Source organism: Streptomyces sp. BI87 (genome assembly GCF_025957665.1).
GTDB classification, from domain to species: domain Bacteria; phylum Actinomycetota; class Actinomycetes; order Streptomycetales; family Streptomycetaceae; genus Streptomyces; species Streptomyces albidoflavus.
In genome coordinates, this window is sequence record NZ_CP110079.1 from 3,824,677 (window position 1) to 3,850,554 (window position 25,878).

Consider the following 25,878-nt stretch of genomic DNA (forward strand, 5'->3'; position numbering starts at 1 on the left):
GCTCCTCGGGGCGTCAGTCGAGGTAGGTCAGGCCGAGGTCGGCCAGCGGGCCGCGCATCGCGTACAGGTCGAGGCCCAGTTCGCCGTCGCGGAACCGCTGCCGCTTGCCCTCCTCCGCCGCCTCGCGCCGCGCGGCGGCCTCGGCGACCTCCGCGGCCCGCGCGGCGGGTACGACCACCACGCCGTCGGCGTCCGCGACCACCACGTCACCGGGGTTGACCAGGGCGTTGGCGACGACGACAGGGACGTTGACCGAGCCCAGGGTCGCCTTGACGGTGCCCTTGGCGTTGACGGCGCGGGAGAAGACGGGGAAGTCCATCCGGCGCAGGTCGTCGACGTCGCGGCAGCCGCCGTCGATGACGAGCCCTCCGGCGCCGCGGGCACGCAGCGAGGTGGCGAGCAGTTCCCCGAAGAAGCCGTCCTCGCTCTCGGTCGTGCAGCCGGCGACCACGACGTCACCCTCCCGCACCTGTTCGGCGGCGACGTGCAGCATCCAGTTGTCGCCCGGCTGGAGAAGGACGGTGACGGCCGTGCCGCAGAGCCGGGCGCCCTCGTAGACCGGGCGGATGTAGGGGCGCATGAGGCCGAGGCGGCCCATCGCCTCGTGCACGGTGGCGACGCCGAACGCCGACAGCGCTTCGACGGCCGCCCGGTCGGCGCGCTCGACGGCGCGGTGGACGATTCCGAGAGGGTGCATGGTGCGTTCCTTGCTCTGGGGAGGCCGGGCTCAGCGGCCCTGGGAGGTCAGGCGGGCGTCCAGAAGGGGGTAGACCCGGCGGGCGTTGCCCTCCAGGACCGCCGCCAGGTCCACCGCGGAAAGGTTCGCCCGCTCCACGTAGCGGCGGGTGTCGTCGAAGTGGTGACCGGTGCGGGGGTCGACACCGCGGACGGCTCCGACCATCTCGGAGGCGAAGAGGACGTTGGCGGCCGGTATCACCTCCAGCAGCAGGTCGATACCGGGCTGGTGGTAGACACAGGTGTCGAAGTGGACGTTGCGCAGCAGCGCTTCCTCCGGCTCGGGCCTGCCGAGCGCCTGCGCCAGGCCCCGGAACCGGCCCCAGTGGTACGGCACGGCTCCGCCGCCGTGCGGGATGACCAGGCGCAGCTCGGGGAAGTCCGCGAACAGGTCGCTGTCGAGCAGTTGCATGAAGGCGGTGGTGTCGGCGTTCAGGTAGTGCGCCCCCGTCGTGTGGAAGGCGGGGTTGCAACTGCTGGAGACGTGCACCATCGCGGGCACGTCCAGCTCCACGAGCTTCTCCCAGACCGGGTACCAGGAGCGGTCGCTCAGCGGCGGAGCGGTCCAGTGGCCGCCGCTCGGGTCGGGGTTGAGGTTGACGGTGACCGCGCCCAGCTCCCGGACGGCCCGCTCGATCTCCGGGATCGTGGTGGCCGGGTCCGCGCCGGGTGACTGCGGGAGCATCGCGCCGGGGGCGAACCGGTCCGGGTACAGCTCCGAGACCCGGTGGCACAGGTCGTTGCAGATGCGGGACCAGGCGGCGGAGGTGGCGAAGTCCCCGACGTGGTGGGCCATGAAGGAGGCGCGCGGGGAGAAGACGGTGACGTCGATGCCGCGCTCGTCCATCAGCCGCAGCTGGTTGGTCTCGACCGACTCGCGGATCTGGTCGTCGCTGATGACCGGCCCTGCCGGGTCGGGCGCCCGCACCGGGTCGGCCAGCGCGGCCGTCTGGGCCTCCCGCCAGCGCCCGAGCGGGGCGGGAGCGGTGGTGTAGTGGCCGTGGATGTCGATGATCACGCGGACTTCTCCTGGACGGTGGGGGCGGGGTCCCAGACGGAGCGGGGGACGAGGACGTCCCCGGCCATGAGGAGGCGGGCGGTGCGCAGCAGCGCGGAGCGCGTGACGCGCCGGGGGTCCGCCGCGTCGCGGGCCAGGGTGACGTCGAAGGAGCCGGAGGGGTGCTCGACGGAGACGGTGGGGTCCGTCCCCCGCACGGCGGTGGCCAGTTCGTGGGCGACGCTGCCGTCGAGTACGCAGGCGGTGGCCGCCGTGACGGCGGCCAGCACGCCGATGGACTGGTGGCAGACGCGGGGGATGAGGCTGCGGGTGGAGAGGGTTCCGCCGTGCCGGGCGGGCGCCACCAGCGTCATCTTCGGATAGTTGCGCGCCGACACGTCGCCCAGCCCCATGGCCTCGCCGCACACCAGGCGCAGCGCCTCCACCCGGGCGCGCAGCTCCTCGTCCGCGTCGATCTCGGACGGGGACTCGTACCCGGTGGCACCCAGGCGCCCGGCGGCGACGATCGCCAGCGGCTGGCCGTTGTCGATCAGCGTGACGTCGACGGGTCCGAGGCCGGGCACGTCGAGGGTGTCCCGGGTCCGGCCGGTCGGCAGGAGGGAGCCGGCGACGGAGCCGGCGGTGTCCAGGAAGCCGATCTCGACGGGGGAGGCGGTGCCGGGGACGCCGTCGACGCGTGCGGCGCCTTCGTAGGCGATGTGCCGGGCCCCCGCGCGGTCGGCCGGGGTGGCGACGGTGATCTCGGCGACCATGCCGGTGTTCAGGGTCAGGACACGTGCCGTGGTGCGGTCTGCGGTGGCGGCGATCATGCCGGTCTCCAGGGCGAAGGGCACCACGGCGGCGAGCATGTTCCCGCAGTTGGACGAGGTGTCCACCGTCGTCCCGGCGGGCTGCACCTGGGCGAAGGTCCACTCCAGGTCGACCCCGGCCGCCGAGGCCGGGCGCACGAGCCCGATCTTGCTGGTCAGCGGGTGGCCGCCGCCGACACCGTCGATCTGCCGCGCGTCCGGCGAGCCCATCGCCGCCAGCAGGACGGCGTCCCGCAGGCCCGGGTCGCCCGGCAGCAGCCGGGCGTCGAAGAACGGGCCCCGCGACGTGCCTCCCCGCATGAACAGGCAGGGAACGGCGGTCTGGGAACCGCGACGGGTGACCTCCGGGGCCGGAAAGGCTCCTACGGCAGGCATGGCCCCTCCTTCGTGTTCGGGGTGTGACGAGGAAGCTAAATCATCAACAAGATTGTTGACAAGATGTTTCGCAAAATTGTCGCCCTCGGCTTTCCCGGCTGGGGCCTCCCCCGGACGGCGCATTAAGGTTTCCTGCGGGAAGCTGCCGACGGCCCAAGCACGGCGACGGAAGACGACGGAAGAGGACGACCGAGTGACCGACAAGCTCACGGGCGCCGCAGCCCGCCAGCACGTGGCGGACTCCATCAGGCACGCCCTGCGCTCCGGAGACCTGGTCCCCGGGCAGAGGCTCGTGGAGAACGACCTCGCCGCGGCCTACGGCGCCACGCGCGGGGCCGTCCGTGAGGCACTCCAGGACCTGGCCGCCGAGGAACTTCTCGAAATCGTCCCCCGCCGGGGCGCGCGGGTGCGCACGGTCTCCGTGGAGGAGGCCGTGCAGATCACCGAGTGCCGCTCGGCGCTGGAGCAGTTGTGCGCGGCCAAGGCGGCCACCCTGGCCACCGACGACCAGCGCGCGGAACTCACCCGGATCGGCGTGGACATGCGGCAGGCCGTCGCCGACGGGGCTTGGGACGCCTACTCGGCCCTCAACCAGCGGCTGCACGAACTGGTCATCGAGGCCAGCGGCCAGGAGGTCGCCCGGCGCACCCTCGGCCGGCTCAACGGGCCCATGGTGCGCTACCAGTTCCGGCTGGCCCTGCGCCCCGGCCGGCCCGCCCGGTCCCTCCCCCAGCACCTGGCCATCATCGAGGCGGTGGTGGGCCGCGACCCGGAGGCCGCGGGCCGTGCCGCCGCCGCTCACCTGGACGACGTGATCGAGCAACTGCGGTCCTCCGCCGCCCCCTCCCCGACCTGACCGCGTCGGCGCCCCGCCCGCGCCCACCGCCGCCCCGGCCCGTCACGGGCCGCTGCCCGTCACGCTGTCACGCCGTCACATCGGCCCTCCGCGCCAGCAGATGGACCTGCCGGAACTGGCGGCGGTCGGCGGGCTGCGGCTCGCGGATCAGGCGGGCCGTCTCGGTCAGGCCCGCCTCGCGGAGCAGGGCGGAGAGGTGGTCGGGGCACCAGCGGTAGGCCGGGGCCACCGCGTGGTCGAAGACCTGGGTGCGGTGGTCGGGGGACTCGCTGGCCCAGAAGCCGAGCAGCAACTGGCCGCCGGAGGCCAGGACCCTCGCGAACTCGGCCAGCACGGGCGGGAGTTCCGCAGGCGGCGTGTGGATCACCGACCAGCGGGACAGCACGCCGGACAGCGTGGCGTCGGGAAGGTCCAGCCCGGCCATCGAGCCGACGTCGAACCGCAGTTCCGGGTGGGCGGCGCGGGCCAGGCCGATCATGGCGGGCGAGACGTCGAAGCCGCGCGGGACCAGGCCGAGGCCGGCCAGATGCGCGGTGACGTGGCCCGGGCCGCATCCCAGATCGGCCACTCGCGCGTCCGGCCCGGCCCCGCGTACCGCCTCGGCGAAGGCGGCCAGCATCGCGCGGTCCAGGGGCGCGTCGCGCAGGGAGTCGCGGAAGAGCTGGGCGTAGGTGTCGGCGGCGGCGTCGTAGGCGGTACGGGTGGCGGTGAGCGAGTCGGTCAGGGCGTCGGGAGTGGCGTCGGGTGCGGTCATGCGGGGGACGGTAGCGGAGTCGGCTCGCCGGGCCGGCCGTACGGCCGTTCCGCGCGGTCCCTGCCCTCGCCACGGCTCAGCCTGAAGCAGACCGGCGACCGGGCGCCAGCGCGAACACCGTCGCCGCCACCGCGAACATCAGGAGGGCGCCGACCAGTCCCGCCGTGCGCAGCGCCTCGGTGAACGCGGCCGCCGCCTGGTCGGCCAGGCGGGGCAGGGCCAGGCGGTCCGCGACCCCGACCGCGCCGCCGAGCGACTCGGCCGCCTGTGCGGCCAGTTCGGGGGGAGCGCCGTGCAGGGCCGGGGCGTCCGTGAGCCGGGCCCGGTAGACCTGGCCCGCGACGGTGCCGAGGACCGCGACGCCGAGGGCGGCGCCCAGTTCGTACGAGGTCTCCTCCAGCGCGCCCGCGCTGCCCGCCTGTTCCTCGGGGGCGCTGGACATGATCAGGGCCGAGCCGACGGCGAGTGAACCGGTGCCCGCGCCGATCAGGGTCAGGGCGGTCAGGACCGTCGGGAGGTCGAGCGGTCCCGGTTTCAGGGCCAGGACCAGCAGGCCGGTGCCGGTGACGGCGGGGCCGCCCGCGAGGACGGCCCGGGCCCCGAGGAGCCGGGCCAGCGGGGGCGCCAGCAGGGAGGCGGCGACCCCGGCGGTGGCGACCGGCAGCAGGCGTACCCCGGCCGCCATCGGGGACGCGCCGTCGGCCAGTTGGAGCCACTGGGCGAGCAAAAGCATGGCCCCCACCATGGAGAAGGTGGTGCCGAGGGCGGCGACGATCCCGGCCGTGAAGGGACGCCGCCCGAAGAGCCGCAGCTCCAGCAGCGGGTCCGCGCGCCCCAGGCAGCGCAGCGCGAACCAGGTCAGAGCCACCCCCGCCCCGGCCAGTGCCGCCCACGCCTCCGGCGCCGTGGGCCCGTTCCCCTCGCCGAACCGCTTCACCGCCCACACCAGCAGCACCATGCCGGCCAGGGCGAGCACCGCCGCCCGCGCGTCCCAGCGCCCCGGCTCCGCGACCCGCGACTCCGGCAGCAGGGCGAGCCCGGCGACGAGCGCCACCAGGATCAGCGGGACGTTGACGAGGAAGGCCGCCTGCCAGGGGAAGTGCTGGAGCAGGAACCCCCCGGCCAGCGGCCCGGCCGCCGCGCCCAGCCCCGACACGGCCGCCCAGACCCCGAGCGCCGTGGCGCGTTCGGCGGGGTCGGTGAAGAGCACCCGGATCATCGACAGCGTGGTGGGCAGGATCATCGCGCCGCCCACCCCGAGCAGGGCCCGGACCGCGATCACGCCGGGCGCGGCGTCGGCGGCCGGCACCAGCAGCGAGGCCCCGGCGAAGAGCCCGTAGCCGAGCAGGAGCGTACGCCTGCGGCCCCACCGGTCGGCGAGGGCCGCGCAGGGGACGAGCAGCCCGGCGAGGACGAGCGAGTACACGTCCACGATCCACAGCAACTGCACCGACGTGGGCCGCAGTTCGGCCGCCAGTGCGGGCAGCGCGATGTTCAGCACGGTCATGTCCATCGCCACGACGAGCAGACTCGTCGCAAGCGCCCCCGTGGCCGCCCACCGACGCCCGCGCGACAGGGCCGGACCCCCGTCACGGGAGCCGGCAGAGGAGACGGGAGCGGTCATCTGCGGGCCTCCCGCGATGGGGTCCGGCGGCGGGCGTGACACCTGGTCGCTATATGCGCGCGGGCGGGCCGTCGTACACGCGTGGAGGGTGCGGGTGACCCGTACGGGTGAGCCCGGGGGAGAGGAGGGGGCGGCGCCCGGGGCTCAGCCCGGTTCCCGCAGGTGGACGCAGCCCGGCTGACCCGCCGGGAAGTCGATGCCGGTCTCCTCGGTGACCGCCGCGAAGAAGGCGCGGCCCTGGGCGGTCTGGCGGGAGGTGGTCCAGGTGAGGGCGAGGTCGTCCGGGAGGATGCGGTGCAGGGCCTCGCGGGCCAGGCCCTGGCCCTGCCAGGACGGGGCGACGGTGACCGATACGACGTGGCCGGTGCCGCAGGCGCGGCAGAGGCGGAACTCGATCCGCCCTATCTCGCGGTCCGCGCCGTCCCGGATGAGGAGTTCGCGCGGACCCGCCGGACGCCCGGCGGAGGTGGCGTGGAAAGCCGGGGCGGCGCCCGACTCGGGTCTGGTGGAGCGGGGGTGTCGCGTCACGGACGGCTCCCGGCCTCGGCCCGGAGGTGTCCCGTCTCCGGGGAATGCGGCGGCCACTTGCCGACCGACGTGAGTTCTACATTACTGTAGAGACGCGCGTGGGCCAGGGCCGCGATCCGGACCTGGTCCCCCTCGGCGCTGCCCCGGCACCGCCACCCCCAGCTTCGGACCGACGGAGCGCGTCCGCCACCGCGAGTACGCGGACGCCCGCCCCGCCAGGTCCCGCGACCCGGCGCCAGGGACCTTCTGACGGCGGCCACCCGGCCGTGGTCCCCGGCGCCTCACGGTCCCGCATTCCGTCTGCGGGACCACCGGCGGGGACCTCGATCACGACCAGGACGAGGTCCCCGCCGGCCTTTTCGCCGTCGTCACCCGGGTGGTCCGGCGGTCCGGACGGCCCGGGTGGTCCGTTTGGCGGGGGTGCTGCTCAGACGATGACCGGGACGGTCTCACCGGGGTTGGTGGACCAGTTGGTGACGATGGGCTTCTCCACCACGGCCGGCTCCGGGAGCGCCAGCTCCGCCGGGTTCGGGTCCTCGTCGGTGACGGAGACGATCACGTTCTCGAACTCGACGCCCGCGTCCCCCTTGGTGGTCTTGGGGCTGATCCCGGTGTACGCCACGGCGGAGCCCGTCAGCTTGATCGGGTCCTCCCCGCCCTGTCCGACCGGAGAGGCGACGCCCTCCGGGTCGGAGCCGAAGGAGACGCTCGGGGTGTTGACGTCCAGGTAGCAGGTGATGCCCGACTTGGCCTTGGCGGTGACCTGGTAGTAGCCGCCCGCCTGGGACTTGGGGGTGAGGGTCAGGTCCAGGTCGTTGGTGCCGCAGGACTGGCCGACACCGCCCCCGCCGGCGCCCTTGTCGCCGCCCTTGTCCGCGCCGGCCCCGGCCTCGCTCCCGGAGCCCTCGGCGCCGGAGTCCGTCCCGCCCTCCTTGCCGTCGGAGGCGTCCGCGGAGGCGTCGGTCGAGGTGGAGGCCGCGGGCGCCGCGGCGCCGTTGTCCTCGGGGCCGCAGGCGGTGGTGGTCGCGGCCAGGGCGGTCGCCGCGGCGGCGGCCAGAAGGAGACGGGCGGAACGGTTGGCGAGACGTGTACGCATGAGGATCTCCAGCGGCTTTCGGGTGCGGTGTTCTGCGGTGTTCCCTGCTGACTCCAAGGACACTAGGGGCCGGTCGGTGGCGGAATGATCCTGTGCGTGTCCGGGTCCTGTCTCAGCGCGAAGGTTGCCCCGGAGGCTGTGTGGATCATGTGGGGAGGCTCTGCCGGACCGGTGACCGGAGGGGCCCTCCGGAGGGCTGCGGGGGTTCGGCGCGGTCCGGCCACGGGCTTGCCGGGGTCCGCCGGGGTTCGGCCGGCCGACGCGTACCCGTCACGCCCGCCGATCCCGGAGAATGGGGGGCGACGGGCCGTACGGGCCGGACAACGGGAGGTGGCCGCATGGCCGGGATGAACGCACAGGGCGGAAGGCGCCGAGGGCAGGGCGAGCTTGAGGCACAGGTGCTCGCCGTACTCCACACCGCGGACGAGCCCGTCTCGGCCGCCTGGGTCCGCGAACGCCTCGGCGGCGACCTCGCGTACACCACCGTCATGACCATCCTGTCGCGGCTCGGCGCCAAGAACGCCGTCACCCGCGAGCGCTCCGGCCGCGCCTTCCTGTGGACCGCCGCCGCCGACGAGGCCGGGCTCGCCGCGCTGCGCATGCGCCGCGTCCTGGACGGTGAACGCGACCGCGACGCCGTCCTCACCAGCTTCGTCTCCTCGCTCTCCGGCGACGACGAGCGTCTTCTGCGGGCCCTGCTGGAGAGCGCCCGGGGCGACACCGACGGCGGCTGACATGGGGCTCTTCGTCTTCCTCCCGCTGATCCTGCCGCTCACCGCGCACCCCATAGCCCGCCTCGCCGAACAGCACCTCCACCCGCGCACCGGCACCCGGCTGCTCACCGGACTCAGCCTGGTCCTCGCCGTGTGCAGCACGCTCTGCCTCGCCCTGCTCGTCGTCGCCGGCACCGCGCGCCTCCCCGGCAACCCGCTGCCCGACGCCTGGGCCGCCCCCGAGGTCCGCGCCGTCGTCCCCTACGACGAGGTGACCGGCAGCGCCGCCCTCATCGCCCTGCTCGCCGCCCTCACCGCCTGCGCCCTCGCCCTCGTCCGCGAGGCCCGGCTGCGGCTGCGCACCCGCCGGGCCCTGGCCGGGCTGCCCGGCGCCCACCCCACCGTCCTGCCCGATCCCGAGCCGTACGCCTACGCGCTGCCCGGCCGGCCCGGCCGCATCGTGGTCTCCCGGGCCATGCTGGAGAGCCTCGACGCGGACGAGCGGCACGCGCTGCTCGCCCACGAACAGGCCCACCTCGACGGGCGCCACCACCGGCTGCTGCTCGCCGTCCGCCTCGCCGCCTGCCTCAACCCGCTGCTGCGCCCGCTGCGCTCCGCCGTCGCCTACGGGACCGAGCGCTGGGCCGACGAGGAGGCCGCGCTGGCGGTCGGGGACCGCCGTCTCACCGCCCGTGCCGTGGGCCGGGCCGCCCTCAGCACCCGCTCCGGGCCCGCCCTCGGCCTGGCCTTCGCCGGGCCGGCCCCCGGGCCCGTACCGCGCCGGGTCGCTGCCCTGCTGGGCCCCGCCCCCTCGCCTCGCCGCCTGCCCCCCGCCATGACCCGCCCCGGCCTCGCCTTCCTCATGGCCACCACCGGAGCCGCCGCCTCCGCCGCCTCCTCCGCCAACGCGGCCCTGACCCTCCTCCTCGTCCTGAAGGCCGCCACCCCGCTCTAGCCCAGCCCTCACTTGCCGGGCCGTCTTTCTGGGCTCGCGCCCGGCTGGGCTGCCCTTCGGCTGGTCCCCGGGTGGCCCGCGCCGCCCCTGACTGGCCTCAATCGCCGGCCGGGCTGTCTTTTGTGGGCTGCGCTCCGCCCTCGACCTTCCGGCCGTGCCCCTGCGGGTCACCGATTGGCCTCAATCGCCGGCCGGGCTGTAGGGGTTCGCGGTTCGTTCGCCGTGTGGGTCGGGCGGGGCCGGGTCGGGGTACCTCCTCACAAACTGCAGGGTGCGGGGTCAGTCGCTTCAAGGCGGCCGTGTGTGCAGTTTGCTGCGGGGGCACCCCGACCCGTCCCCGCCCTTCCGTTTCGTCGGCGTCGTCCCGCCGGTGGGTGGGGGAGAAGACAGACCGTCCCCGATTGATCTTTGTGGCGAGCGAGACCGACGACGGTGGTTGTTGTGGAGGGGCCCGGTATGGGTGACGGCCTCGTCCGCCCCTCCGGCGGTCGGCCGCGTACGAGACCGTGGGGTGGGGTCGTGTCGGGGTGCCCCCGCAGCAAACTGCACACGAGGCCGCCATGCTCCAATTGACCCCGCACCATGCAGTTTGTGAGGAGGTACCCCGGCGCGGCCCCGCCCCACCCCCGTGCCGGAGGAACCGCGTCCTTGACAGCCCGGCCGGCGATTGAGGCCAGTCGGTGACCCGCAGGGTCACGGCGGGGCAGGCGGAGGCAGAGCCCAGCCACAGCGCAACCGAACCCAGCCCGGCCGGCGTGTGAGGCCATCGATGACCGGCACGGTCACCTCGGGAAGGTCGGAAAGCCGAGCCCAGCCGAGCCCAGCCGAGCCCAGCCGAGCCCGGCCAGGCGCAGCCGATCCGGCCCAGCCGCCGCCGGCGGCGTGAGGCCCTGCCGGAAAGGAGGCCCAAGTCGGCCCGGGGCCGACGAGCCGCGCCCCGAAGTCACCCCTTGGCATCCGCGTAGCACCCCACCACCGCCGTGGTGAACGGAAACCGCACCGGCACGTCCCCGAAGCAGATCGCGGTGGCCCGCTCCGAGGCCGCCGCGATGGCGGAGACGACCACGGGGGCCTCCTCCTCGGGGCAGTGGACGATCACCTCGTCGTGCTGGAAGAAGACGAGCTCGGCCCGGAGCGGGGCGAGCGAGGCGCGGAGGGCGGCGAGGAGGAGCAGCGCCCAGTCGGCAGCGCTGCCCTGCACGACGAAGTTGCGGGTGAAGCGGCCCCGGGCACGGGCGCCGGAGGAGGCCCCGGGGGCGTACCCGCCCGAGTCCCCCTCGGGCAGCGCGTCGGGGATGCCCGCTTCCTCGGCGGGGCCGCCCGGTGCGGTGGCGGGCGGGCAGGTCCGGCCGAGCCAGGTGCGGACGAGGCGGCCCTCCTCGCCGGCGCGGGCGGCCTCGTCCACGTGGTCGACGGCGGCGGGGAAACGGCGGCGCAGGGCGGCCAGGTTCTTCAGGCCGTCACCGGAGGTCTGGCCGTAGACCGCGCCGAGGACGGCCAGTTTGGCGAGGTCGCGGTCGCCCTGGAAGGCCCGGTCGGAGACGGCCTGGTAGAGGTCGTCGGGCCGGGAGGCCACCTCCATCAGGGCCCGGTCCCCGGAGACGGCGGCGAGAACGCGCGGCTCCAGCTGGTCGGCGTCGGCGACGACGAGCCGCCACCCCGGGTCGGCGACGACCGCCCGGCGGATGACCTTCGGGATCTGGAGCGCGCCCCCGCCGTTGGTGGCCCAGCGGCCGCTGACGGTGCCGCCCGGCAGATAGGAGGGCCGGAACCGCCCGTCCCGCACCCAGTCGGCCAGCCACTGCCAGCCGTGCGCCACCCAGATCCGGTACAGCTTCTTGTGGGCGAGGAGCGGGGCGACCGCCGGGTGGTCGATCTTCTCCAGCTCCCAGCGCCGGGTGGAGCTGACCTTGATCCCGGCGCGGGCGAAGGCCCGCACCACCTCGGCCGGGAGTTCGGGCCGCACCCGGTGGCCGAAGGCCGCCGAGACCTCGTCGGCCAGTTCGGCCAGCCGCCGGGGCTCGCCCGAGCCGCCGTACCGCTCACCGAGCAGCTCGCGCAGGAGCTCGCGGTGGGTCTCCGCCCGCCAGGGCAGCCCCGCCGCCGTCATCTCGGCCGCGACCAGGGCCCCGGCCGACTCGCTCGCGGTGAGCAGCCGCATCCGGCCGGGGTGGACGGCGTGCTCGTGGCGGCGGAGCTGTTCGGCGTAGACCTCGGCGAGGTCGGTGAGGCCCACCGGGACGGGCTGCGGCTCGAAGAGGGAGGACTGCGCGCCGGCGCCGGGCTCGGCGGCGCGCGGCGGCGGGTCCGGCGGTACGGGCGTGCCGCGCAGCCGGGCGAGGGCGGCCGCCGCCGAGTGCGGCTCGCCGAGTCGGCCCTCGTGGCCCAGGAGCAGGGTCTCGGCGGCCTCCACGTCGTAACACCGCTCGGCCCGGACGCCCGCCCGGAGGAGTTGTGGGTAGATCCCGGCCGTGGCGCGCCAGACCCAGCGGGAGACGCCGGGCCGGGAGCGGACCGCCTCGGCGAGCGCCGCCTCCCGGACGACCGGGCCGGCGAGCGTGCCGTCGGCGGCGAGCGGTGCCACCTCCGCACCGCCGCCCTCGGTCGCCACCACCGCCCATCTCTCGCTCATACGTACGATTCTTGCACCGGGGGCCGACAATGGTCTCGTGGCGCGCCGAAGGCCCGTGGGGGCGAACCTGGAGGGGACGGCCCTCGTCCACCGCGCGGGGGCGCGGACCGGGCACCTGGGAGGACGTCGTGGCACGGGAGCGAAGCGGAGCGGCGGCGCTGCTGGCGGCGGCGGAGCGGGCCGCGCCGGTGGCCTCCCTCGACGTGGTGGCGCGCGACCTGCGGGACGGGCTCGGTGCCTGGAACGTGTCGTTCCTCTTCCTCGACGCCGTCGGCCGGAGGATGGTGCGGGTCACCGAGGAGACCGCCGCCGGCCAGGCGGACCGCATCGAGCGGCTCCCGCTGGACGGCACCCGCTACGACGAGGTGCTGCGCACCCAGCGCCTCCTCCAGGTCCCGGACGGCCCCGCGGGGACGCGCGTGCTGGCCCCCGTCACCAACCGCGGTGACACGCTCGGCGTACTCGAACTCTTCCTCCCGGGTGAGGTCACGGCGGAGGTGCGGGAGCGGATCGAGGGGGCCACGCACGTGCTGGCGTACATCCTCGTCACCGACCGCCGTTTCACCGACCTCTACCACTGGGGCCAGCGCACCACCACGGTCAGCCTGGCCGCCGAGATCCAGCGCCAGCTCCTGCCCGCCTCGCCCTGCTGCGAGGCCGACGCGTTCACCCTGGCGGCGGCACTGGTGCCCGCCGACAACATCGCGGGCGACACCTACGACTTCGCCCTCGACCGCGACACCCTGCACGTCTCGGTGACCGACGCCATGGGCCACGACGTCGAGGCCTCGCTCATGGCCACCCTGCTGGTCAGCGCCTCGCGCGGTGCCCGCCGGGCCGGGGTGGACCTCGCCGAACAGGCCCGCCGGACCCATCAGGCACTCCTCGACCACGGGAGCGGCACCTTCGCCACCGGCCTGCTGTTCCGCCTGGCCCTGGACGGCAGCGGCGCCCAGTTCGTCAACGCGGGCCACCACTGGCCGCTGCGGCTGCGGGAGGGGCGCGTCGAGGAGGTGCACCCGGAGGTCGACCTGCCGTTCGGCGTCCCGGAGGCCGACGCGCACCGGGTCCAGGAACTCGACGTGCGCCCCGGCGACCGCCTGGTCCTCTACACCGACGGCATGCGCGAACGCCGGGCCGAGATCGTCGACCTTTCCGCCCTCGTCCTGGCCACCGCCGGCGACCACCCGCGCCAGGTGGTCCACACCCTGACCGCCGCCGTCGACGAGGCCTGCGGCGGCCGCCTCGCCGACGACGCCACCGTGCTGTGCCTGGACTGGTACGGCCCCCGGCGGTCCCGCTGACCCCCGGCCCGCTGACCTCAGAGCCGCCGCACCTCCCCGCCCTCGGGGAGGCGCGCCCACCAGTGGCCGTAACGCCGGTACGCCGTGGTGTCGCGGGCGGCGAGCAGGGCCGTCAGGGAGCGGGCCTCGGCGGCCAGGGCCTCCCAGGTCCCGGGGGAGAGGGGATGGAAGGCGGTCGCCTCGATGCCGCCCCCGTCCCCGTCCGCGCCCCCGACAGGGCGCCAGACGCCCGCGACCTCGCCGTCGACCAGGAGCGTGGGCAGGACGTCGCCGTTGCGGCGGATCACCAGGGGGCGGTACGCGGGGGGTATCACGCGGGCCCGGTCGGCGTAGGCGAGCAGGATGCTGTCCCACATGCCCAGCAGGCGGGGTGGGGCGGGCGTGCCGGCGTCCGGCCGGGGTGCGTCCGGCAGGTCGTGGTACGGCGTGCCGTCCGGGCCCGGGAGGTGGACGACGGCCTCGCCGAGGGCGGCCAGGGCCTGGCGTACGGCGGTTCGGCGGACCAGGGCGAACTGGGCCACGTCGGCCACGGAGGCGGGGCCGAAGCCGGAGAGGTAGCGCAGGATCAGGGTGCGCAGTCCCTCCTGGACGTGGGGGTCGCTGTCCGCCCGGGTGGGCAGGACGTCGAGCCCGGCGGCGACGAAGGACGGGCGCTGCCCGAAGGTCCAGGGGGGTTCCGTGGGGGCGTGGTGGAGCGGGGCGTACCCCTTCAGCCCCCACCAGGCGCCCTCCCGCTTCTCGGCGCCGACCTCCGCCTCGACCCAGGCCCGCAGTTCGGCGGAGGTGCGCGGGGTGCGGGCGAACTCCAGGAGCCCGGGGAGGAGCCGCGCCGCGTCGGCGGGCGTCAGGCCCGTCCCGGCGAACCGGGCGCCGAGCCGCGACCCGTACAGCGTCGGCTGCATCGCCGCGCGGAACGGCGCGTACTCCTCGGCGTGCACGGCGTGCAGGGTGATGCGCATCAGCGTCGCCTTGACCACCGTCCGGTCGGCGAACGCGGCGTCGAGCCCGGCCGGGTCGAAGCCGCCGAGCCGGTTCCACAGGGCCACGTACGGGGAGGCCGGGTGCTGCGCCTGGAGCGCCACGACCTGCCGCACGCCGTCGGGGACGGACAACGGGCTCCGTTCGAGGAGCAGTTGGCGGGCCAGGGTCGCCCGGTTGAGTTCTCGCGGGATGAGCTGGGTGAGGGGCACGGGGGGATTGTGCCGGACGGGAGTGACGAACCCGCTGGCCTGGCCGCCCGGCCCCGGGAGATCCTTGGCCATGGACTTCCTCTGCTACCACCGCGACCGGCCCGGCTCCCTCCCCCTGCGCGAGCAACTCCAGGAGGAGCACTGGGCGTACATGGACCGGTACGAGGAGGAGCTGATCGCGCGGGGCCCGACCTTCTCCGACGATGACGGCGAACTCCCCACGGGCAGCCTGCACATCGTGGGTCTGCCCGATCCCGCCGCCGCCCGCGCCTTCGCCTTCGACGAGCCCAACTACCAGGCGGGCGCCTACCGGGACGTGCTGATACGCCGCTGGCGGAACACGCTGGGGCGCACCATGTGGGAGTACCCCGGCGGTCCTGCGGGCGGCGAGCGGTTCCTGGTGCTCGGCCTCGGGACGGGCGAGCCGGCCGACCTGGAGCCCCCGGCCGGGTGCCGTGACGGCCTGATCGCCTACGGCCCGCTGCTCTCCGACGACGGTGCCGCCTGGCTGGGGACGGCAGCCCTGGTCCGGGCGCCGGGCCGGGAGGCGGCTCGTGCCCTCCTGACTCCCGGCCGGTACGCGGCCGTCGAGGTGCACCCCTGGGAGTTCGGCGGACGCCGCTGAGCCATGAATCGGTCCCCGGCTCACCACGCGGCCTGCCAGGCGTGGAGTTCGGCGACCATGTCCGCGGTGAGGCCGCGGGCCGGGTCCGAGGGGAGCAGGAGGGCCGGCGCGGTGCGGGACCCGGCCCAGGCGGGAAGCGGACCACCGGGAGGGCGGGCAGCTCCAGGGCGGGGGCGAGGAAGACGTCGGCCTCGTCCTCCCGGCCCGTCGCCCAGGGAGCGGCGCCATGCCCGCCATCCTGCTGCCTGCCCGCCCCCTCAGCCGCCGCCGGTCAGAACCGGTCGATCAGCCAGGACCCCAGCTCCTCGGTGATCTTCGTGTGCGGCTCGTTCTCCGAGGCGCAGAGATGGTCGTCGAAGTCGCTCTCGTCCGGGGGCGTCTTGCCGATGTCGGTGTGGAGCAGTTCGGTGGTGTCCAGGTCGCGGACCGAGACCGCGCTGACGGCGGGGACGAAGCAGACCGAGGGGACGGGGGCCTCGGCACTCGCCAGGGGCAGGGCGTTCAGGGCGGCGGCGGCGAGGGCGAAGGAGGAGAGGGTGCCGCCGGGGGCGCCGTCGAACTCGGGGAGGTCGTCCGTGGTGACCGTCTCGTTCTTGCCGAGCAGGGCCCGGAGTTCGGCGACGACGGCGCCCGCGCCCTCCTGCTGGGTGTGGAGCACGGTACGCGGGAAGGCCGGGCCGGCGGAGCGCAGGGCGGGGACGCCCGCCTCCACGCCGTTGCCGCTGCCGTCGCCCCGGCCGTTGGCGACGGCGAGCAGGCGGGGGAGGCGCGGCCAGCCGCCGACCCGCTCCAGCTCGGCGAGGAACTCCTCGCGCTCGGTGGTCACCTCGGCACTCGCCTGGACGGAGTCGAGGTGGCGCCAGAGCATCTGCTTGGCGGCGGGGCTGTTGATCTGGTCGGACAGCGCCCTGTTGTACGGGTTGAGCTGCTTCAGGTAGTGCGCGAACGCCTGGAGGCCGATCGGCACCCAGGCACCCCGGTGCGGGGTGTCCCAGGAGAAGTAGGTGCCCGTCTGGTGGTCGATCCGCTGGTGCTCCAGCTTGGCCAGGGCGTACCGGGTGACGAGGCCGCCCATGCTGAACCCGCCGACCACCAGCTGCTCGCCGCCCAGCCGCTGGGCGATGGTGCGCAGGATCGCCTCGCTCGCGAAGCGGGCGTTGGCCAGGATCGAGGCGCTGCGGTCGCCCCAGCCGAGGATGATCACGTCCCGGCCGCGCCGGCGCAGCTCGCCGAGGAAGGGGTAGGCGCCGCGCTCCAGGCCGTCGTAGAGCCCGTCGAGCGAGCTGTGGCCGGAGTTGAAGCCGTCGGCCAGCAGGACGGGGCGGACCAGGCCGCTGTTGCCCTCGCCGTGATAGACCCAGGCGGTCGCCTCGTGGACCGGGTTCCCGTCGGCGTCCTCCTTCAGGACCCGGCCGAAGTGCCAGGTCTCGTCGGGGGCGGGCGCGGCCGGCGGGACGGCGGCGTCCAGGGGGCGCACCAGGCCGATGGTGCCGACGCTCTGCTCCGACTGCTCGGCGCTCTGCTCGCTCAAGGGGACTCCTCTCCGTACGACCGGCCTGTGCGACCGGTTCGCACGGTTGTGCGGTGATCGTTCAGCGAGATCCTGTGCGGCCCCGGCGCCACTCATCCCTTTCCGGCCCCCGGACCACCGGATCGAAGGAAACCGGGGCACTCGGGTTTGGCGGCGCGCGCCCCGGGCGGGAGCGGTGCACGCCCCCGGGAGCGGGGCGGGAGCGCCCGCCGTTCTGGGACCATGGAGCCGTACGCCCCCGACCGGCGGGAGAGCGCGCGGACGAGGGGGAGCGGAGCCATGGGCGGCAGCGGACGGAGCGGTGGCGGCGCGGGGGACGGCGGTGGCGCCGGACCGGAGACCCCCGTCGCCCGCGCCCTCGCCGCCGCCCTCTACGGCGGCGCCGACGACGACGCCGCCCTCGACACCGGCGCCTCCCTGCTGGCCGCCGCCGACCCCGACGAGGCCGGGCGGGAGCTGCTGCGGCGCGGCGAGGAGTACGTCCGCCGGGCCTGGGAGCGGGGCTGGTTCCCCGCCGACCTCGACCGGGAGGCCCGCCGCCAGGAGCTCGACCCGGCCGCCCGTACCGCGCTGGCCGAGCTGACCGCCGCCGAACTGGCCCGCTACGGCAACGGCCTCACCCCGCTCTGGCGCCGCCAGCTCGACGCGCTGGCCGCCCCCGCCTGGGCCGGGACCGGCGGCCGCGACCGGTTCGCCCGCGCCACCGCCGTCCTCCAGGCGCTCCGCCTGCTGCTGCGGCTGCCTGCCCTGGAACCCCTCGGCCCGCCCCCGGGCGGCCACCCCTCCGGCGCGGCCGCCGCCCCGCCCCGTACCCCCGGCGGCGAAGCCCCCGAGGACCGCATGCTCGGCCGTATCCGCGCCCTGCTCGCCAAGGCGGAGGCGACCGGATACCCGCCGGAGGCGGAGGCGCTGACCGCCAAGGCGCAGGAGCTGATGGCCCGGCACAGCGTCGACGAGGCCCAGCTGTCGGCCGGCCGGAGCGGGGGAGCGGACGCGCCGGGCGCACGCCGGATCTCGGTCGACCCGCCGTACGAGACGGCCAAGGCGATCCTGCTGGACGCCGTCGCCCGCGCCAACCGGTGCCAGGCCGTGTGGAACGAGGAACTGGCCTTCTCCACCGTGGTCGGTCACGAGGCGGACCTGGAGCCGGCCGAACTCCTCTACACCTCGCTGCTGGTGCAGGCGGCCACCGCGATGAGCCGCGCCGAGGCCGCGCAGCGCGCCGGGGGGCGCAAGCGGACCAAGACGTTCCGTCAGTCGTTCATGCTGGCCTACGCCCACCGCCTCGGCGACCGGCTCGCCGAGACCGCCCGCGCCGCCACCGAGACCCTGGCCGCCGCCGACCTGCTCCCCGTCCTCGCCGGCCGCGACCTCGCCGTCACCGAGGAGACCCGCCGCCTCTTCCCCCGGACCACCACCACCCGGGTACGCGGCGCCGACGACCGGGCCGGCTGGGACGACGGCACCCGCGCCGCCGACCGGGCCGGCGTCGACGGCCACCGGGGCCGCATCGACCGGGGCTGACCGGGTACGCGCCGGGGCGTGAGTCCTTCAGCCCGCCCCGGCGTACGCCCCCCGAGCCCCCGTGCCGTTCCGCGCGGACGGGCCCGCCTGCGCCTACGCTCGGACGCATGAGCTGGCTCTCGGCGCTGGGCCACACCGCGCGGGCGGGGTTCGCGGTGGAGCGGCGCAGGCTGGAGCCGCTGAGCGCGCTGCGCGGCGCCCTCGGTCTCGCCTTCGTCATCGGGGTCAGCCTCTGGCTCTTCTCCCCGGCGGTCGCCGCCAGCTCCGCCTTCGGCGCCTACCAGGCCGCCATCGCCACCTTCCAGCGCAGCTGGCGGCCGCGCCCGCAGCTCGCCCTCGTCTCCGGCGCCACCCTCGGCGTCAGCACCTTCCTCGGCTACCTCTCCGCCTCCCACCTGGCCCTCTTCCTCGCCCTGCTGGCCGTCTGGGCGTTCCTGTCGGGGCTGAGCTGGGCCGCCGGGCCCACCGTCGGCGTGATGGCCTCCTCCAACGTGGCGATCATGCTCATCACCATCACCCTGCCCAGCTCCGTCGCGGAGGCGGCCGGACACGCCGCGATGAGCCTCTTCGGCGGGCTGGTGCAGGCCGCGCTGCTCGTGCTGTTCCCCTTCAGCCGCTGGCGGCCCCACCGCGACGCCCTCGCCGACGCGCTCGCCGCCGAGGCCGACTACGCCCGCAGGCTCCGCCACGACCCGCACGCCGACTTCGACCCCGAACCCCTCATGGAGGCCCGTGAGGCCGCCCAGCTCACCCCCCGCGAGCACCGCCACCGCCCCGCCGAACTCTCCGGCGCCCGGGGCCTGGCCGAACGTATCCGCCCCGTCCTCGCCTCCCTCGCCGACCCGGCCCTCGGCGCCCCCGCCGAGGGTGTCGAACGCGACCGGGTCCGCGAACTGCTCGCCGCCGCAGCGGCCGTACTGGACGCCGCCGCCCGCGCCGTACGCCGGGGCACGCCCCTCGCCCTGGACGCGCCCTCGGTCGCCACCCTGCGCACCCCCGACACCGGCGACGTGCTGACCGGACCCGCCCGCCGGTCCGCACTCCGGCTCAAGGCGCTGCTCGGCGACGTCATCGAGACCGCCGACCCGGCCGGCCGCTCCACCGCCGCCCCGGACGCGCCCCCGCAGGCCGCCGCCCGCGCCGACGCCGTCCGCGAGGAGGCGACCCGCGCCACCCTCGCCCGCACCCGGGAGCCCGGCGCCCCCCAGGAGCCGCCCGCCCCCGGCGCGCACACCGCCCCGCCGCCCCCGGACGAGCCGCCCCTCCCCGTCGAACCGGCCGAACCGGCCGCCCCGGCCGTCCTCCACCGGCCCGGCCTGATCAGCCTGGTCCCCGTGGTGGCCCGCAGCATGCGCGCCGAACTGCGCCCGGACTCGGCCATCCTGCGGCACGCCATCCGGGTCACCGCCGTCGCCCTGCTCGGCTACCTCATCGGCACCCTGCTGCCCTTCGGCCACGGCTACTGGGCGCCCCTGGCCGCCGTCATGGTGATGCGGCCCGACTTCTCCCGTACGTACTCCCGGGCCGTCGCCCGCTTCGGCGGCACCCTGCTCGGGGTCATCGCCGCCACCGGCATCCTCCAGCTCACCGAACCGAGCGTGCGCGTCTCGGCGCTGCTCGCGGTGGTCTGCGCCGCCCTGATGTACCTGCTGATGCGCACCGGCTACGCGGTGAGCCAGTTCTTCGTCTCCGGCTACGTGGTCTTCCTGCTCGGCATGGGCGGCGAGGAGTGGACCCAGACCGTGCCCGAACGCGTCGTGCTGACCCTGATCGGCGGCCTCCTCGCGATGGCCTCGTATGCCCTCTTCCCGGCCTGGGAGACGCCGCGGCTCCGCACCCGCCTCGCCGACTGGCTGACCGCCGCCGGGCGGTACGCCGCCGAGGTGGTCGAGCGGTACGCCACCCCGGCCGGGCCCGACGACACCCGGGTGCGCACGGCGCTGCTGGAGGCCCGGGCGGCGCACACCGCGTGGCAGGAGGCGCTGGCCCGGGCCGCGCACGAGCCGGTGCGCAGCCGGGGCCTCTCCCGCACCTCGGCCGACGACGCAGAGGAGGCGATCGGGGCGTTCTCCCGGGCCGCCATGCTGATGGAGGCCCACCTGCCCGAGCGCGGCGCCGTCCCCGTACCGGCCGCCCAGCGCCTCGCCCACGCCCTGCGGACCACCACCGAGCGGGGCGCCCGGGACCTCAGGGACCGCAGGGTGCCGCAGTGGGACGAGGTGCGCGCGGCGCTCGCGGCCTGGGACGGCGAGGGCGTGCCGGACCGGGTGGTGCGCCGGGGCGCGGGAATGCTGCTGGCGGCGCTGGAGCAGGTCTCGGAGGCGGCGGAGGAGTCCCCGTCGTTCGCCGAGTCCCGCGCCGAACGCGCCGCCGGGGAGTGACCGTGCGCGCCTACTGGGTCGTCACGTCGCCCGTGGGCAGGTCCGAGGGCAGCTCGGTGGGGAGGTCTGTGGGCAGCTCCTGGGGGAGGGTGCCGGGGTCGACGCGGCGGAAGGTCTCCTCGCCCGACGCCTCCCAGGAGACGGTCAGGGAGTCGCCGTCGCCGCTCAGCTCCGCCTTGCCGCTGGTGCGGTCGGTGCTGCCGTCCGCGCACTTCAGGCTGAGCGTCTGCGCCTGGTAGGTGCCCGCGCAGCTGCCCTTGCCGATGGTGGCGGCCTGGTTGCCGGTGATGGTGAGGAAGAGCGACGTGCCCTCGACCGTGGCGTGCCAGGCGCCGTCGGCCGAGCCGGGCGCGGAGGAGGCGCCGCCGGAGCCGGAGCCGCCCGTACCGCCGTCGCCGTCGGAGTCCTGGCCGTGGCTGCCGCCCTTGTGCTTGCCGGTGCCGCCGCCGGAGCTGTCCGAGTCGCCGCCGCAGCCGGTGAGCAGGAGCAGGGCGGCCGCCGAGGCGGCGACGGAGAGCCGGACCAACTTGCGCATGACATTTCCCCCTGGAACGAAGCGTGGTGACAACCGGTCAGGACGCGCTCCCGCCGGGTGCCGGACACCGGGGAGGGTCCACCGGCGCGCCGCGTGGCGTCAAGCCGCGACGCCCGGTACCTGGGCGTTCGTGGCGGAGGCGGGACGGTTCCGTAACCGCGGCAACACCCCTCGTGCACGTGCATCTGCCCATGCATCCGCAGGTGAACACCGCTATGATCCGAACGAGTCCAGACTCATGAGGAGACGTCGCGAACCGCCCACCCGACCGCTTCACCACCGCGTCCGCGACGGCGTACCCGACCAGTTCACGACCCGCCTCACCACCGGCCCGGGCCGAGCCGAGGCGCCACGGGGGAGCGATCCAGTGCACCACGTGTACAACGGCATGGCGGCCAGCGAACTCCACGACGTGGCCTGGCAGAAGAGCAGACACAGCAATTCGCAGGGCTCGTGCGTCGAGTTCGCGAAGCTGCCCGGCGGCGGCGTGGCCGTCCGCAACTCCCGGTATCCCGAAGGCCCGGCGCTGGTCTACACGCGCGCCGAGATCGAGGCGATGCTGCTCGGCATCAAGGACGGGGAGTTCGACCACCTGATCGCCGGGGCCTGAGAGCGGTACGGGAGTACGGACCAGGGCCTGGGCGTACGCCGCCCTGGCCCTGGCCCGCTCACATCTCGAAGAGCGCCCAGACGACCTTCCCGTCGAGCTGCCCCGCCAGCGGGTGCCAGCCCCAGGCGTCGCTGAAGGAGTCGACGAGGAACAGGCCCCGCCCCGACTCCGCGTCGCAGTCCCCCGGCGGGCGCGCCGCCGGCGTCCCCGTGCTGGGGTCGCGCACGGCGCACACCAGGCGGCGCTCGCAGGCCGTCAGATGGAGCCGTACCGGCGGGTCGTCGGGGCGCGGGGTGTCGGCGGGCAGCGCGTGCCGCAGCGCGTTGGTGACGAGTTCCGAGACGACCAGGGCGATGTCGTCGAACCGCTTGTCGTTCTCCCACTCCGCGAGGGTCCGCCGGGTGAACGCCCGGGCGCTGCGCACCGCTTCATAGCGGGGCGGGAGCGCGCAGGAGGCGGCGTACCGGACGTGCGCGGGGTCGAGTGGGGGAAGCCCCTGCCTTAACGGCGCGAGCATGGTCGATCCATTCGTCCCCATGCGAGGCACTCCCCGGTTTCGCGGTGTGTAGCGATATGGCGGTGGTGCGCGAGCCATCGTTGCGAATGCGGGGAGCAGATGCAAGGGCAGATGCACGTGCACGCGCCGGAATTCGGGGTTCCTGTGTGCGTTGCCCACGATTTCTTCCCGTGACTGTTTCGCGCCCCTGAGGTGGAGCCTCCTTGCGCTTGTCTGTTTCCGTAACCGAACGCGTACACCCCGGAGGTTTTAGTGGCAGACTGCGGAACCCTGAACGATGGGGAGGGCTGAGAGGTGACCGCAGGCGAGTCCGGAGGCTCGGTGGTGCGGCGCATCCTGCTCGGGTCGCAGCTGAGGCGGCTACGAGAGGGACGCGGCATCACGCGAGAGGCGGCCGGCTACTCGATCCGCGCCTCCGAATCGAAGATCAGCCGCATGGAGTTGGGACGGGTGAGCTTCAAGGCGAGGGACGTCGAGGACCTGCTGACCCTGTACGGGGTCGCCGACGGCGCCGAGCGCGCCGCCCTGCTCGACCTGGCCCGGGAGGCCAACGTCGCGGGCTGGTGGCACAGTTACTCCGACGTCCTGCCCGGCTGGTTCCAGACCTACGTGGGCCTCGAGGGCGCGGCCTCCCTCATCCGCGTCTACGAGGTGCAGTTCGTGCACGGCCTGCTCCAGACCGAGGCGTACGCGCACGCGGTGGTCGAGCGGGGCATGCCCGGGGCGAGCGCCGCCGAGATCGACCGGCGGGTCGCGCTCCGCCTGGAGAGGCAGAAGCTCCTCGTCTCCGAGCGCGCCCCCGGCTTCCACGTCGTCCTCGACGAGGCCGCCCTGCGCCGCCCGTACGGCGACCGGACGGTCATGCGCGAGCAGCTGGAGCACCTGATAGAGCTCAGCGAGCGGCCCAACGTCACCCTCCAGGTCATGCCGTTCAGCTTCGGCGGCCACGCCGGCGAGTCCGGCGCCTTCGCCCTGCTGAGCTTCCCCGAGTCGGACCTCTCCGACGTCGTCTACCTGGAGCAGCTCACCAGCGCCCTCTACCTCGACAAGCGCGAGGAGGTCGCCCAGTACGAGAAGGCCATGGAGCGGCTCCAGCGGGACAGCCCGGACCCCGCCCGCACCCGCGATCTGCTGCGCGGTCTGGTCCAACTCACGTGACACGGCCGTACGATGAGCCGCGTGCGGGCCGGGCGGCGTCCGGCCGCGCACACCGGCACAGGGCACGACCGGCCCCCGCGCTGCGGCACGGGTCCGGTGAACTTCGCGTCAGCGGTTAGGGATCACATGTCCGACTCCACCGTCCTCGCAGGGGCCGCCGCATCCGGCCCCGGCTTCGCCGACTTCGGGCGGCTCGCCCACCAGTACATCGACGGGCGGTGGCGGACCGGTACCGGCTCCTGGGACATCATCGACTTCAACCCGTTCAACGGCGAGAAGCTGGCGGCGATCACCGTGGCCACCGTCTCCGAGGTGGACGAGGCCTACCGGGCCGCCGAGCGCGCCCAGAAGCCGTGGGCCGCCGCCGGGCCGCACGCCCGGCGGACGGTGCTGGAGAAGGCGCTGCAGATCACCGAGGAGCACACCGCCCAGATCGTCGAGGCGATGTGCGAGGAGCAGGGCGCGACCCGCTCCAAGGCCCGCCACGAGGTCGAGGCGGCAGCTGAGTTCCTGCGGGAGGCGATCCGGCTGACGGTGCGCCCCGAAGGCCTCATCGTGCCCGCCTCGCAGCGCAGCCGGGAGAACCGCGTCTACCGGCTGCCCGTCGGCGTGGTCGGGGTCATCAGCCCGTTCAACTTCCCGTTCCTCGTCGCGCTGAAGACCGTCGCCCCCGCGCTGGCGCTGGGCAACGCGGTGGTCGTCAAGCCCAACCAGAACACCCCGGTGACCGGCGGCGGGCTCATCGCCCGCATCTTCGAGGAGGCCGGGCTGCCGGCCGGGCTGCTCAACGTCGTCGTCACCGACATCGCCGAGATCGGCGACGCCCTCATCGCCCACCCCGTGCCCCGGGTCATCTCCTTCTCCGGCTCCGACCGGGTCGGCCGGCACGTCGGCGCGGTCGCCGCGAGCCACCTGAAGCGGACCGTGCTGGAGCTGAGCGGCAACAGCGCGCTGGTCGTCCTCGCCGACGCCGACGTGGACTACGCGGTGGACGCCGCCGTCTTCAGCCGCTTCGTCTACCAGGGGCAGGTCTGCACGGCCGCCAACCGCATCCTGGTCGACCGGGCCGTCGAGGCCGAGTTCACCGAGAAGTTCACCGCCCGGGTCCGCGCCCTGCGCACCGGCGACCCGCGCGAGGAGGAGACCGACCTCGGCCCGGTGATCAGCGACTTCCAGGCCGACGCGCTGAGCGCCATGGTCGAGCGGGCGCTCGCCGAGGGCGCCACCGCCCTGGTCCGCGGCCGCACCCTCGGCAACCTGGTCGAGCCGACCGTACTGACCGGGGTGCCCGCCGACTCGGCCCTGCTCCACCAGGAGATCTTCGGCCCCGTCGTCGTCCTGGTCCCCTTCGACGGGGACGACGAGGCGGTCCGCATCGCCAACGACACGCCCTACGGGCTGAGCGGCGCCGTCCATACCGCCGACGCCGAACGCGGGGTCAACTTCGCCCACCGCGTCGAGACCGGCATGATCCACGTCAACGACTCCACCGTGCAGGACGACCCCCAGGTCGCCTTCGGCGGCGAGAAGGCCAGCGGCTCCGGCCGTCTCAACGGCGAGGCCACCGTGGAGGCGTTCACCACCCAGAAGTGGATCTCCGTCCAGCACGGCCGGAGCACCTTCCCCTTCTGACCCTCCGGTCCTGACCCGCCCCGCCCCCTCTCCTCCCCCTCTCCCGCCCCGCCCTGATCCCGTTCCGGTCCCCCCGACGGAGGGTTTACGCGCGTCCTGTACCCCGTTCCGGACCGTTCCTGACCGCGTGGCCCGCCAGGATGGCTGGTGTCCGCAAGAGCCCCGCACGAGTCGGGGCCGGACACGGTGAAGGGCGGCTGCACATGGTGGTTCACGTGGACCCCGAGGCGCGGGGCGACGAGCGCGGCACGCTCCTCGCCTTCCTCGACGCCGAACGGGGCGGCATCCGGCGCGCCCTGCTCGGCCTGAGCGAGGAGGCGGCGGCGACCCGGCCGAGCGCCAGCCAACTCTCCCTCTCCGGCCTGCTGAAGCACGTCCGGCTCACCGAGCAGAGCTGGCTGGAGCGGGCCACGGGGAGCGCCCCGGAGCCGGCCGAGGGCGAGACGTACGCCGACGAGGAGCACGGCTACGAGCTGGTCGGTGAGGAGACGGTCGCCTCCGAACTGGCCGCCTGGGAGGCGGTGGCCCGCCGCACCGAGGAGTTCATCCGCGCGGCCGAGACGCTGGACGCCACCTTCCCACTCCCCGACGCACCCTGGTTCCCGCCCGGCCAGCGGGTCTCGCTGCGCTGGCTGCTGCTCCGGCTGATCACCGAGATGGCCCGGCACGCGGGCCACGCCGACATCATCCGGGAGAGCCTGGACGGGGCCGTCGCCTTCGAGCTGGTGGCGAAGGAGCGGGGCGAGGAGTGGGGGTAGCCGGCGGGGTGGTTGACG

23 protein-coding genes are annotated in these 25,878 nt (G+C 75.0%); 11 read left to right on the forward strand and 12 right to left on the reverse strand.

Translation table 11 applies throughout. The annotated features are described in order from the left end of the window. Nucleotides 1-13: 13 nt before the first annotated feature. The 3 genes from ligK to OIM89_RS16960 are packed head-to-tail and all read right to left on the reverse strand — an operon-like array spanning nucleotide 14 to nucleotide 2,937. Entirely contained in the window at nucleotides 14-697 is a 684-nt protein-coding gene (gene ligK, locus OIM89_RS16950) for a 4-carboxy-4-hydroxy-2-oxoadipate aldolase/oxaloacetate decarboxylase (RefSeq protein WP_047471241.1), read from the reverse strand. Between the two features lie 30 nt (nucleotides 698-727). Continuing rightward, on the reverse strand, nucleotides 728-1,753 hold the full coding sequence (locus tag OIM89_RS16955) for an amidohydrolase family protein (protein ID WP_047471239.1): 1,026 nt from the start codon (nucleotides 1,751-1,753) through the stop codon (nucleotides 728-730). Then, complete coding sequence (locus OIM89_RS16960; protein ID WP_030699936.1) at nucleotides 1,750-2,937, reverse strand: 4-oxalomesaconate tautomerase; 1,188 nt, start codon at nucleotides 2,935-2,937, stop codon at nucleotides 1,750-1,752. Before OIM89_RS16960 ends, OIM89_RS16955 begins: the two co-directional genes overlap by 4 nt. 193 nt (nucleotides 2,938-3,130) lie before the next feature. Here OIM89_RS16960 and OIM89_RS16965 point away from each other — a divergent pair, with 193 nt between their 5' ends. After that, the gene (locus OIM89_RS16965) at nucleotides 3,131-3,793 is read left to right on the forward strand and encodes a GntR family transcriptional regulator (RefSeq protein ID WP_030699937.1); all 663 of its coding nucleotides are present in this window, start codon (nucleotides 3,131-3,133) and stop codon (nucleotides 3,791-3,793) included. A gap of 67 nt (nucleotides 3,794-3,860) precedes the next feature. Here the strand turns inward: OIM89_RS16965 and OIM89_RS16970 are convergent, their stop codons facing one another. From OIM89_RS16970 to OIM89_RS16985, 4 genes are all read right to left on the reverse strand, one after another. Next, entirely contained in the window at nucleotides 3,861-4,547 is a 687-nt protein-coding gene (locus tag OIM89_RS16970) for a class I SAM-dependent methyltransferase (RefSeq protein ID WP_051727333.1), read from the reverse strand. 76 nt (nucleotides 4,548-4,623) lie between these two features. Further along, nucleotides 4,624-6,171, reverse strand: coding sequence for an MFS transporter (locus OIM89_RS16975; RefSeq protein ID WP_047471236.1), 1,548 nt, complete (start codon nucleotides 6,169-6,171; stop codon nucleotides 4,624-4,626). Nucleotides 6,172-6,315: 144 nt separating this feature from the next. After that, on the reverse strand, nucleotides 6,316-6,699 hold the full coding sequence (locus OIM89_RS16980; protein WP_030699940.1) for a GNAT family N-acetyltransferase: 384 nt from the start codon (nucleotides 6,697-6,699) through the stop codon (nucleotides 6,316-6,318). Between the two features lie 427 nt (nucleotides 6,700-7,126). Beyond that, nucleotides 7,127-7,795 (reverse strand): hypothetical protein, encoded by a 669-nt coding sequence (locus OIM89_RS16985; protein WP_030699941.1) that lies wholly within the window; start codon nucleotides 7,793-7,795, stop codon nucleotides 7,127-7,129. 338 nt (nucleotides 7,796-8,133) lie between these two features. On the opposite strand from OIM89_RS16985, the gene OIM89_RS16990 reads away from it, so the two are divergent. Together OIM89_RS16990 and OIM89_RS16995 are read left to right on the forward strand one after the other, a co-directional pair. Continuing rightward, the gene (locus OIM89_RS16990) at nucleotides 8,134-8,529 is read left to right on the forward strand and encodes a BlaI/MecI/CopY family transcriptional regulator (RefSeq protein ID WP_030699942.1); all 396 of its coding nucleotides are present in this window, start codon (nucleotides 8,134-8,136) and stop codon (nucleotides 8,527-8,529) included. A 1-nt stretch (nucleotide 8,530) separates the two neighbouring features. After that, nucleotides 8,531-9,463 carry a M56 family metallopeptidase gene (locus OIM89_RS16995; protein WP_047471232.1) on the forward strand — a complete coding sequence of 311 codons (933 nt, stop codon included), beginning with the start codon at nucleotides 8,531-8,533 and terminating at the stop codon, nucleotides 9,461-9,463. Nucleotides 9,464-10,406: 943 nt separating this feature from the next. On the opposite strand, the gene OIM89_RS17000 is transcribed toward OIM89_RS16995, so the two are convergent. Beyond that, complete coding sequence (locus OIM89_RS17000; RefSeq protein ID WP_030700057.1) at nucleotides 10,407-12,095, reverse strand: bifunctional 3'-5' exonuclease/DNA polymerase; 1,689 nt, start codon at nucleotides 12,093-12,095, stop codon at nucleotides 10,407-10,409. Between the two features lie 128 nt (nucleotides 12,096-12,223). Here OIM89_RS17000 and OIM89_RS17005 point away from each other — a divergent pair, with 128 nt between their 5' ends. Then, nucleotides 12,224-13,399 carry a PP2C family protein-serine/threonine phosphatase gene (locus tag OIM89_RS17005; RefSeq protein ID WP_175510892.1) on the forward strand — a complete coding sequence of 392 codons (1,176 nt, stop codon included), beginning with the start codon at nucleotides 12,224-12,226 and terminating at the stop codon, nucleotides 13,397-13,399. 17 nt (nucleotides 13,400-13,416) lie between these two features. Here the strand turns inward: OIM89_RS17005 and OIM89_RS17010 are convergent, their stop codons facing one another. Next, complete coding sequence (locus OIM89_RS17010) at nucleotides 13,417-14,511, reverse strand: winged helix DNA-binding domain-containing protein (protein WP_413747428.1); 1,095 nt, start codon at nucleotides 14,509-14,511, stop codon at nucleotides 13,417-13,419. Nucleotides 14,512-14,659: 148 nt separating this feature from the next. Here OIM89_RS17010 and OIM89_RS17015 point away from each other — a divergent pair, with 148 nt between their 5' ends. Beyond that, nucleotides 14,660-15,214, forward strand: coding sequence for a YciI family protein (locus OIM89_RS17015; protein ID WP_030700055.1), 555 nt, complete (start codon nucleotides 14,660-14,662; stop codon nucleotides 15,212-15,214). Between the two features lie 271 nt (nucleotides 15,215-15,485). Here OIM89_RS17015 and OIM89_RS17020 read toward each other — a convergent pair whose 3' ends face one another. Further along, complete coding sequence (locus tag OIM89_RS17020; RefSeq protein WP_030700054.1) at nucleotides 15,486-16,745, reverse strand: esterase/lipase family protein; 1,260 nt, start codon at nucleotides 16,743-16,745, stop codon at nucleotides 15,486-15,488. 279 nt (nucleotides 16,746-17,024) lie between these two features. On the opposite strand from OIM89_RS17020, the gene OIM89_RS17025 reads away from it, so the two are divergent. Next, nucleotides 17,025-18,269, forward strand: a complete 1,245-nt coding sequence (locus tag OIM89_RS17025) for a DUF2786 domain-containing protein (protein ID WP_264491400.1) — start codon at nucleotides 17,025-17,027, stop codon at nucleotides 18,267-18,269. 107 nt (nucleotides 18,270-18,376) lie between these two features. Then, a complete protein-coding gene (locus tag OIM89_RS17030; protein WP_175457834.1) occupies nucleotides 18,377-20,650 on the forward strand; it encodes an FUSC family protein in 2,274 nt (757 codons plus the stop codon). A gap of 10 nt (nucleotides 20,651-20,660) precedes the next feature. On the opposite strand, the gene OIM89_RS17035 is transcribed toward OIM89_RS17030, so the two are convergent. Further along, nucleotides 20,661-21,185 carry a hypothetical protein gene (locus OIM89_RS17035; RefSeq protein WP_030700092.1) on the reverse strand — a complete coding sequence of 175 codons (525 nt, stop codon included), beginning with the start codon at nucleotides 21,183-21,185 and terminating at the stop codon, nucleotides 20,661-20,663. Nucleotides 21,186-21,552: 367 nt separating this feature from the next. Between OIM89_RS17035 and OIM89_RS17040 the strand changes: the two genes are divergently transcribed. Further along, nucleotides 21,553-21,795 carry a DUF397 domain-containing protein gene (locus tag OIM89_RS17040; protein ID WP_030700093.1) on the forward strand — a complete coding sequence of 81 codons (243 nt, stop codon included), beginning with the start codon at nucleotides 21,553-21,555 and terminating at the stop codon, nucleotides 21,793-21,795. A gap of 58 nt (nucleotides 21,796-21,853) precedes the next feature. On the opposite strand, the gene OIM89_RS17045 is transcribed toward OIM89_RS17040, so the two are convergent. Beyond that, nucleotides 21,854-22,333 (reverse strand): ATP-binding protein, encoded by a 480-nt coding sequence (locus OIM89_RS17045; protein WP_030700094.1) that lies wholly within the window; start codon nucleotides 22,331-22,333, stop codon nucleotides 21,854-21,856. Between the two features lie 273 nt (nucleotides 22,334-22,606). Between OIM89_RS17045 and OIM89_RS17050 the strand changes: the two genes are divergently transcribed. From OIM89_RS17050 to OIM89_RS17060, 3 genes are all read left to right on the forward strand, one after another. Continuing rightward, nucleotides 22,607-23,470 (forward strand): helix-turn-helix domain-containing protein, encoded by an 864-nt coding sequence (locus tag OIM89_RS17050; protein ID WP_030700095.1) that lies wholly within the window; start codon nucleotides 22,607-22,609, stop codon nucleotides 23,468-23,470. 126 nt (nucleotides 23,471-23,596) lie between these two features. Next, the gene (locus tag OIM89_RS17055; protein ID WP_047471222.1) at nucleotides 23,597-25,102 is read left to right on the forward strand and encodes an aldehyde dehydrogenase family protein; all 1,506 of its coding nucleotides are present in this window, start codon (nucleotides 23,597-23,599) and stop codon (nucleotides 25,100-25,102) included. A 203-nt stretch (nucleotides 25,103-25,305) separates the two neighbouring features. Then, nucleotides 25,306-25,860 carry a DinB family protein gene (locus OIM89_RS17060; RefSeq protein ID WP_226965434.1) on the forward strand — a complete coding sequence of 185 codons (555 nt, stop codon included), beginning with the start codon at nucleotides 25,306-25,308 and terminating at the stop codon, nucleotides 25,858-25,860. Nucleotides 25,861-25,878: the final 18 nt, after the last annotated feature.

Excerpts from the sequence above, each read along its gene's own strand:
- ligK (WP_047471241.1), bottom strand. The coding sequence starts at position 697 with ATGCACCCTCTCGGAATCGTCCACCGCGCCGTCGAGCGCGCCGACCGG.
- OIM89_RS16960 (WP_030699936.1), bottom strand. The coding sequence starts at position 2,937 with ATGCCTGCCGTAGGAGCCTTTCCGGCCCCGGAGGTCACCCGTCGCGGT.
- OIM89_RS16970 (WP_051727333.1), bottom strand. The coding sequence starts at position 4,547 with ATGACCGCACCCGACGCCACTCCCGACGCCCTGACCGACTCGCTCACC.
- OIM89_RS16975 (WP_047471236.1), bottom strand. The coding sequence starts at position 6,171 with ATGACCGCTCCCGTCTCCTCTGCCGGCTCCCGTGACGGGGGTCCGGCC.
- OIM89_RS16985 (WP_030699941.1), bottom strand. The coding sequence starts at position 7,795 with ATGCGTACACGTCTCGCCAACCGTTCCGCCCGTCTCCTTCTGGCCGCC.
- OIM89_RS16990 (WP_030699942.1), top strand. The coding sequence starts at position 8,134 with ATGGCCGGGATGAACGCACAGGGCGGAAGGCGCCGAGGGCAGGGCGAG.
- OIM89_RS16995 (WP_047471232.1), top strand. The coding sequence starts at position 8,531 with ATGGGGCTCTTCGTCTTCCTCCCGCTGATCCTGCCGCTCACCGCGCAC.
- OIM89_RS17000 (WP_030700057.1), bottom strand. The coding sequence starts at position 12,095 with ATGAGCGAGAGATGGGCGGTGGTGGCGACCGAGGGCGGCGGTGCGGAG.
- OIM89_RS17015 (WP_030700055.1), top strand. The coding sequence starts at position 14,660 with ATGGACTTCCTCTGCTACCACCGCGACCGGCCCGGCTCCCTCCCCCTG.
- OIM89_RS17025 (WP_264491400.1), top strand. The coding sequence starts at position 17,025 with ATGGGCGGCAGCGGACGGAGCGGTGGCGGCGCGGGGGACGGCGGTGGC.
- OIM89_RS17030 (WP_175457834.1), top strand. The coding sequence starts at position 18,377 with ATGAGCTGGCTCTCGGCGCTGGGCCACACCGCGCGGGCGGGGTTCGCG.
- OIM89_RS17035 (WP_030700092.1), bottom strand. The coding sequence starts at position 21,185 with ATGCGCAAGTTGGTCCGGCTCTCCGTCGCCGCCTCGGCGGCCGCCCTG.
- OIM89_RS17045 (WP_030700094.1), bottom strand. The coding sequence starts at position 22,333 with ATGGGGACGAATGGATCGACCATGCTCGCGCCGTTAAGGCAGGGGCTT.
- OIM89_RS17055 (WP_047471222.1), top strand. The coding sequence starts at position 23,597 with ATGTCCGACTCCACCGTCCTCGCAGGGGCCGCCGCATCCGGCCCCGGC.
- OIM89_RS17060 (WP_226965434.1), top strand. The coding sequence starts at position 25,306 with ATGGTGGTTCACGTGGACCCCGAGGCGCGGGGCGACGAGCGCGGCACG.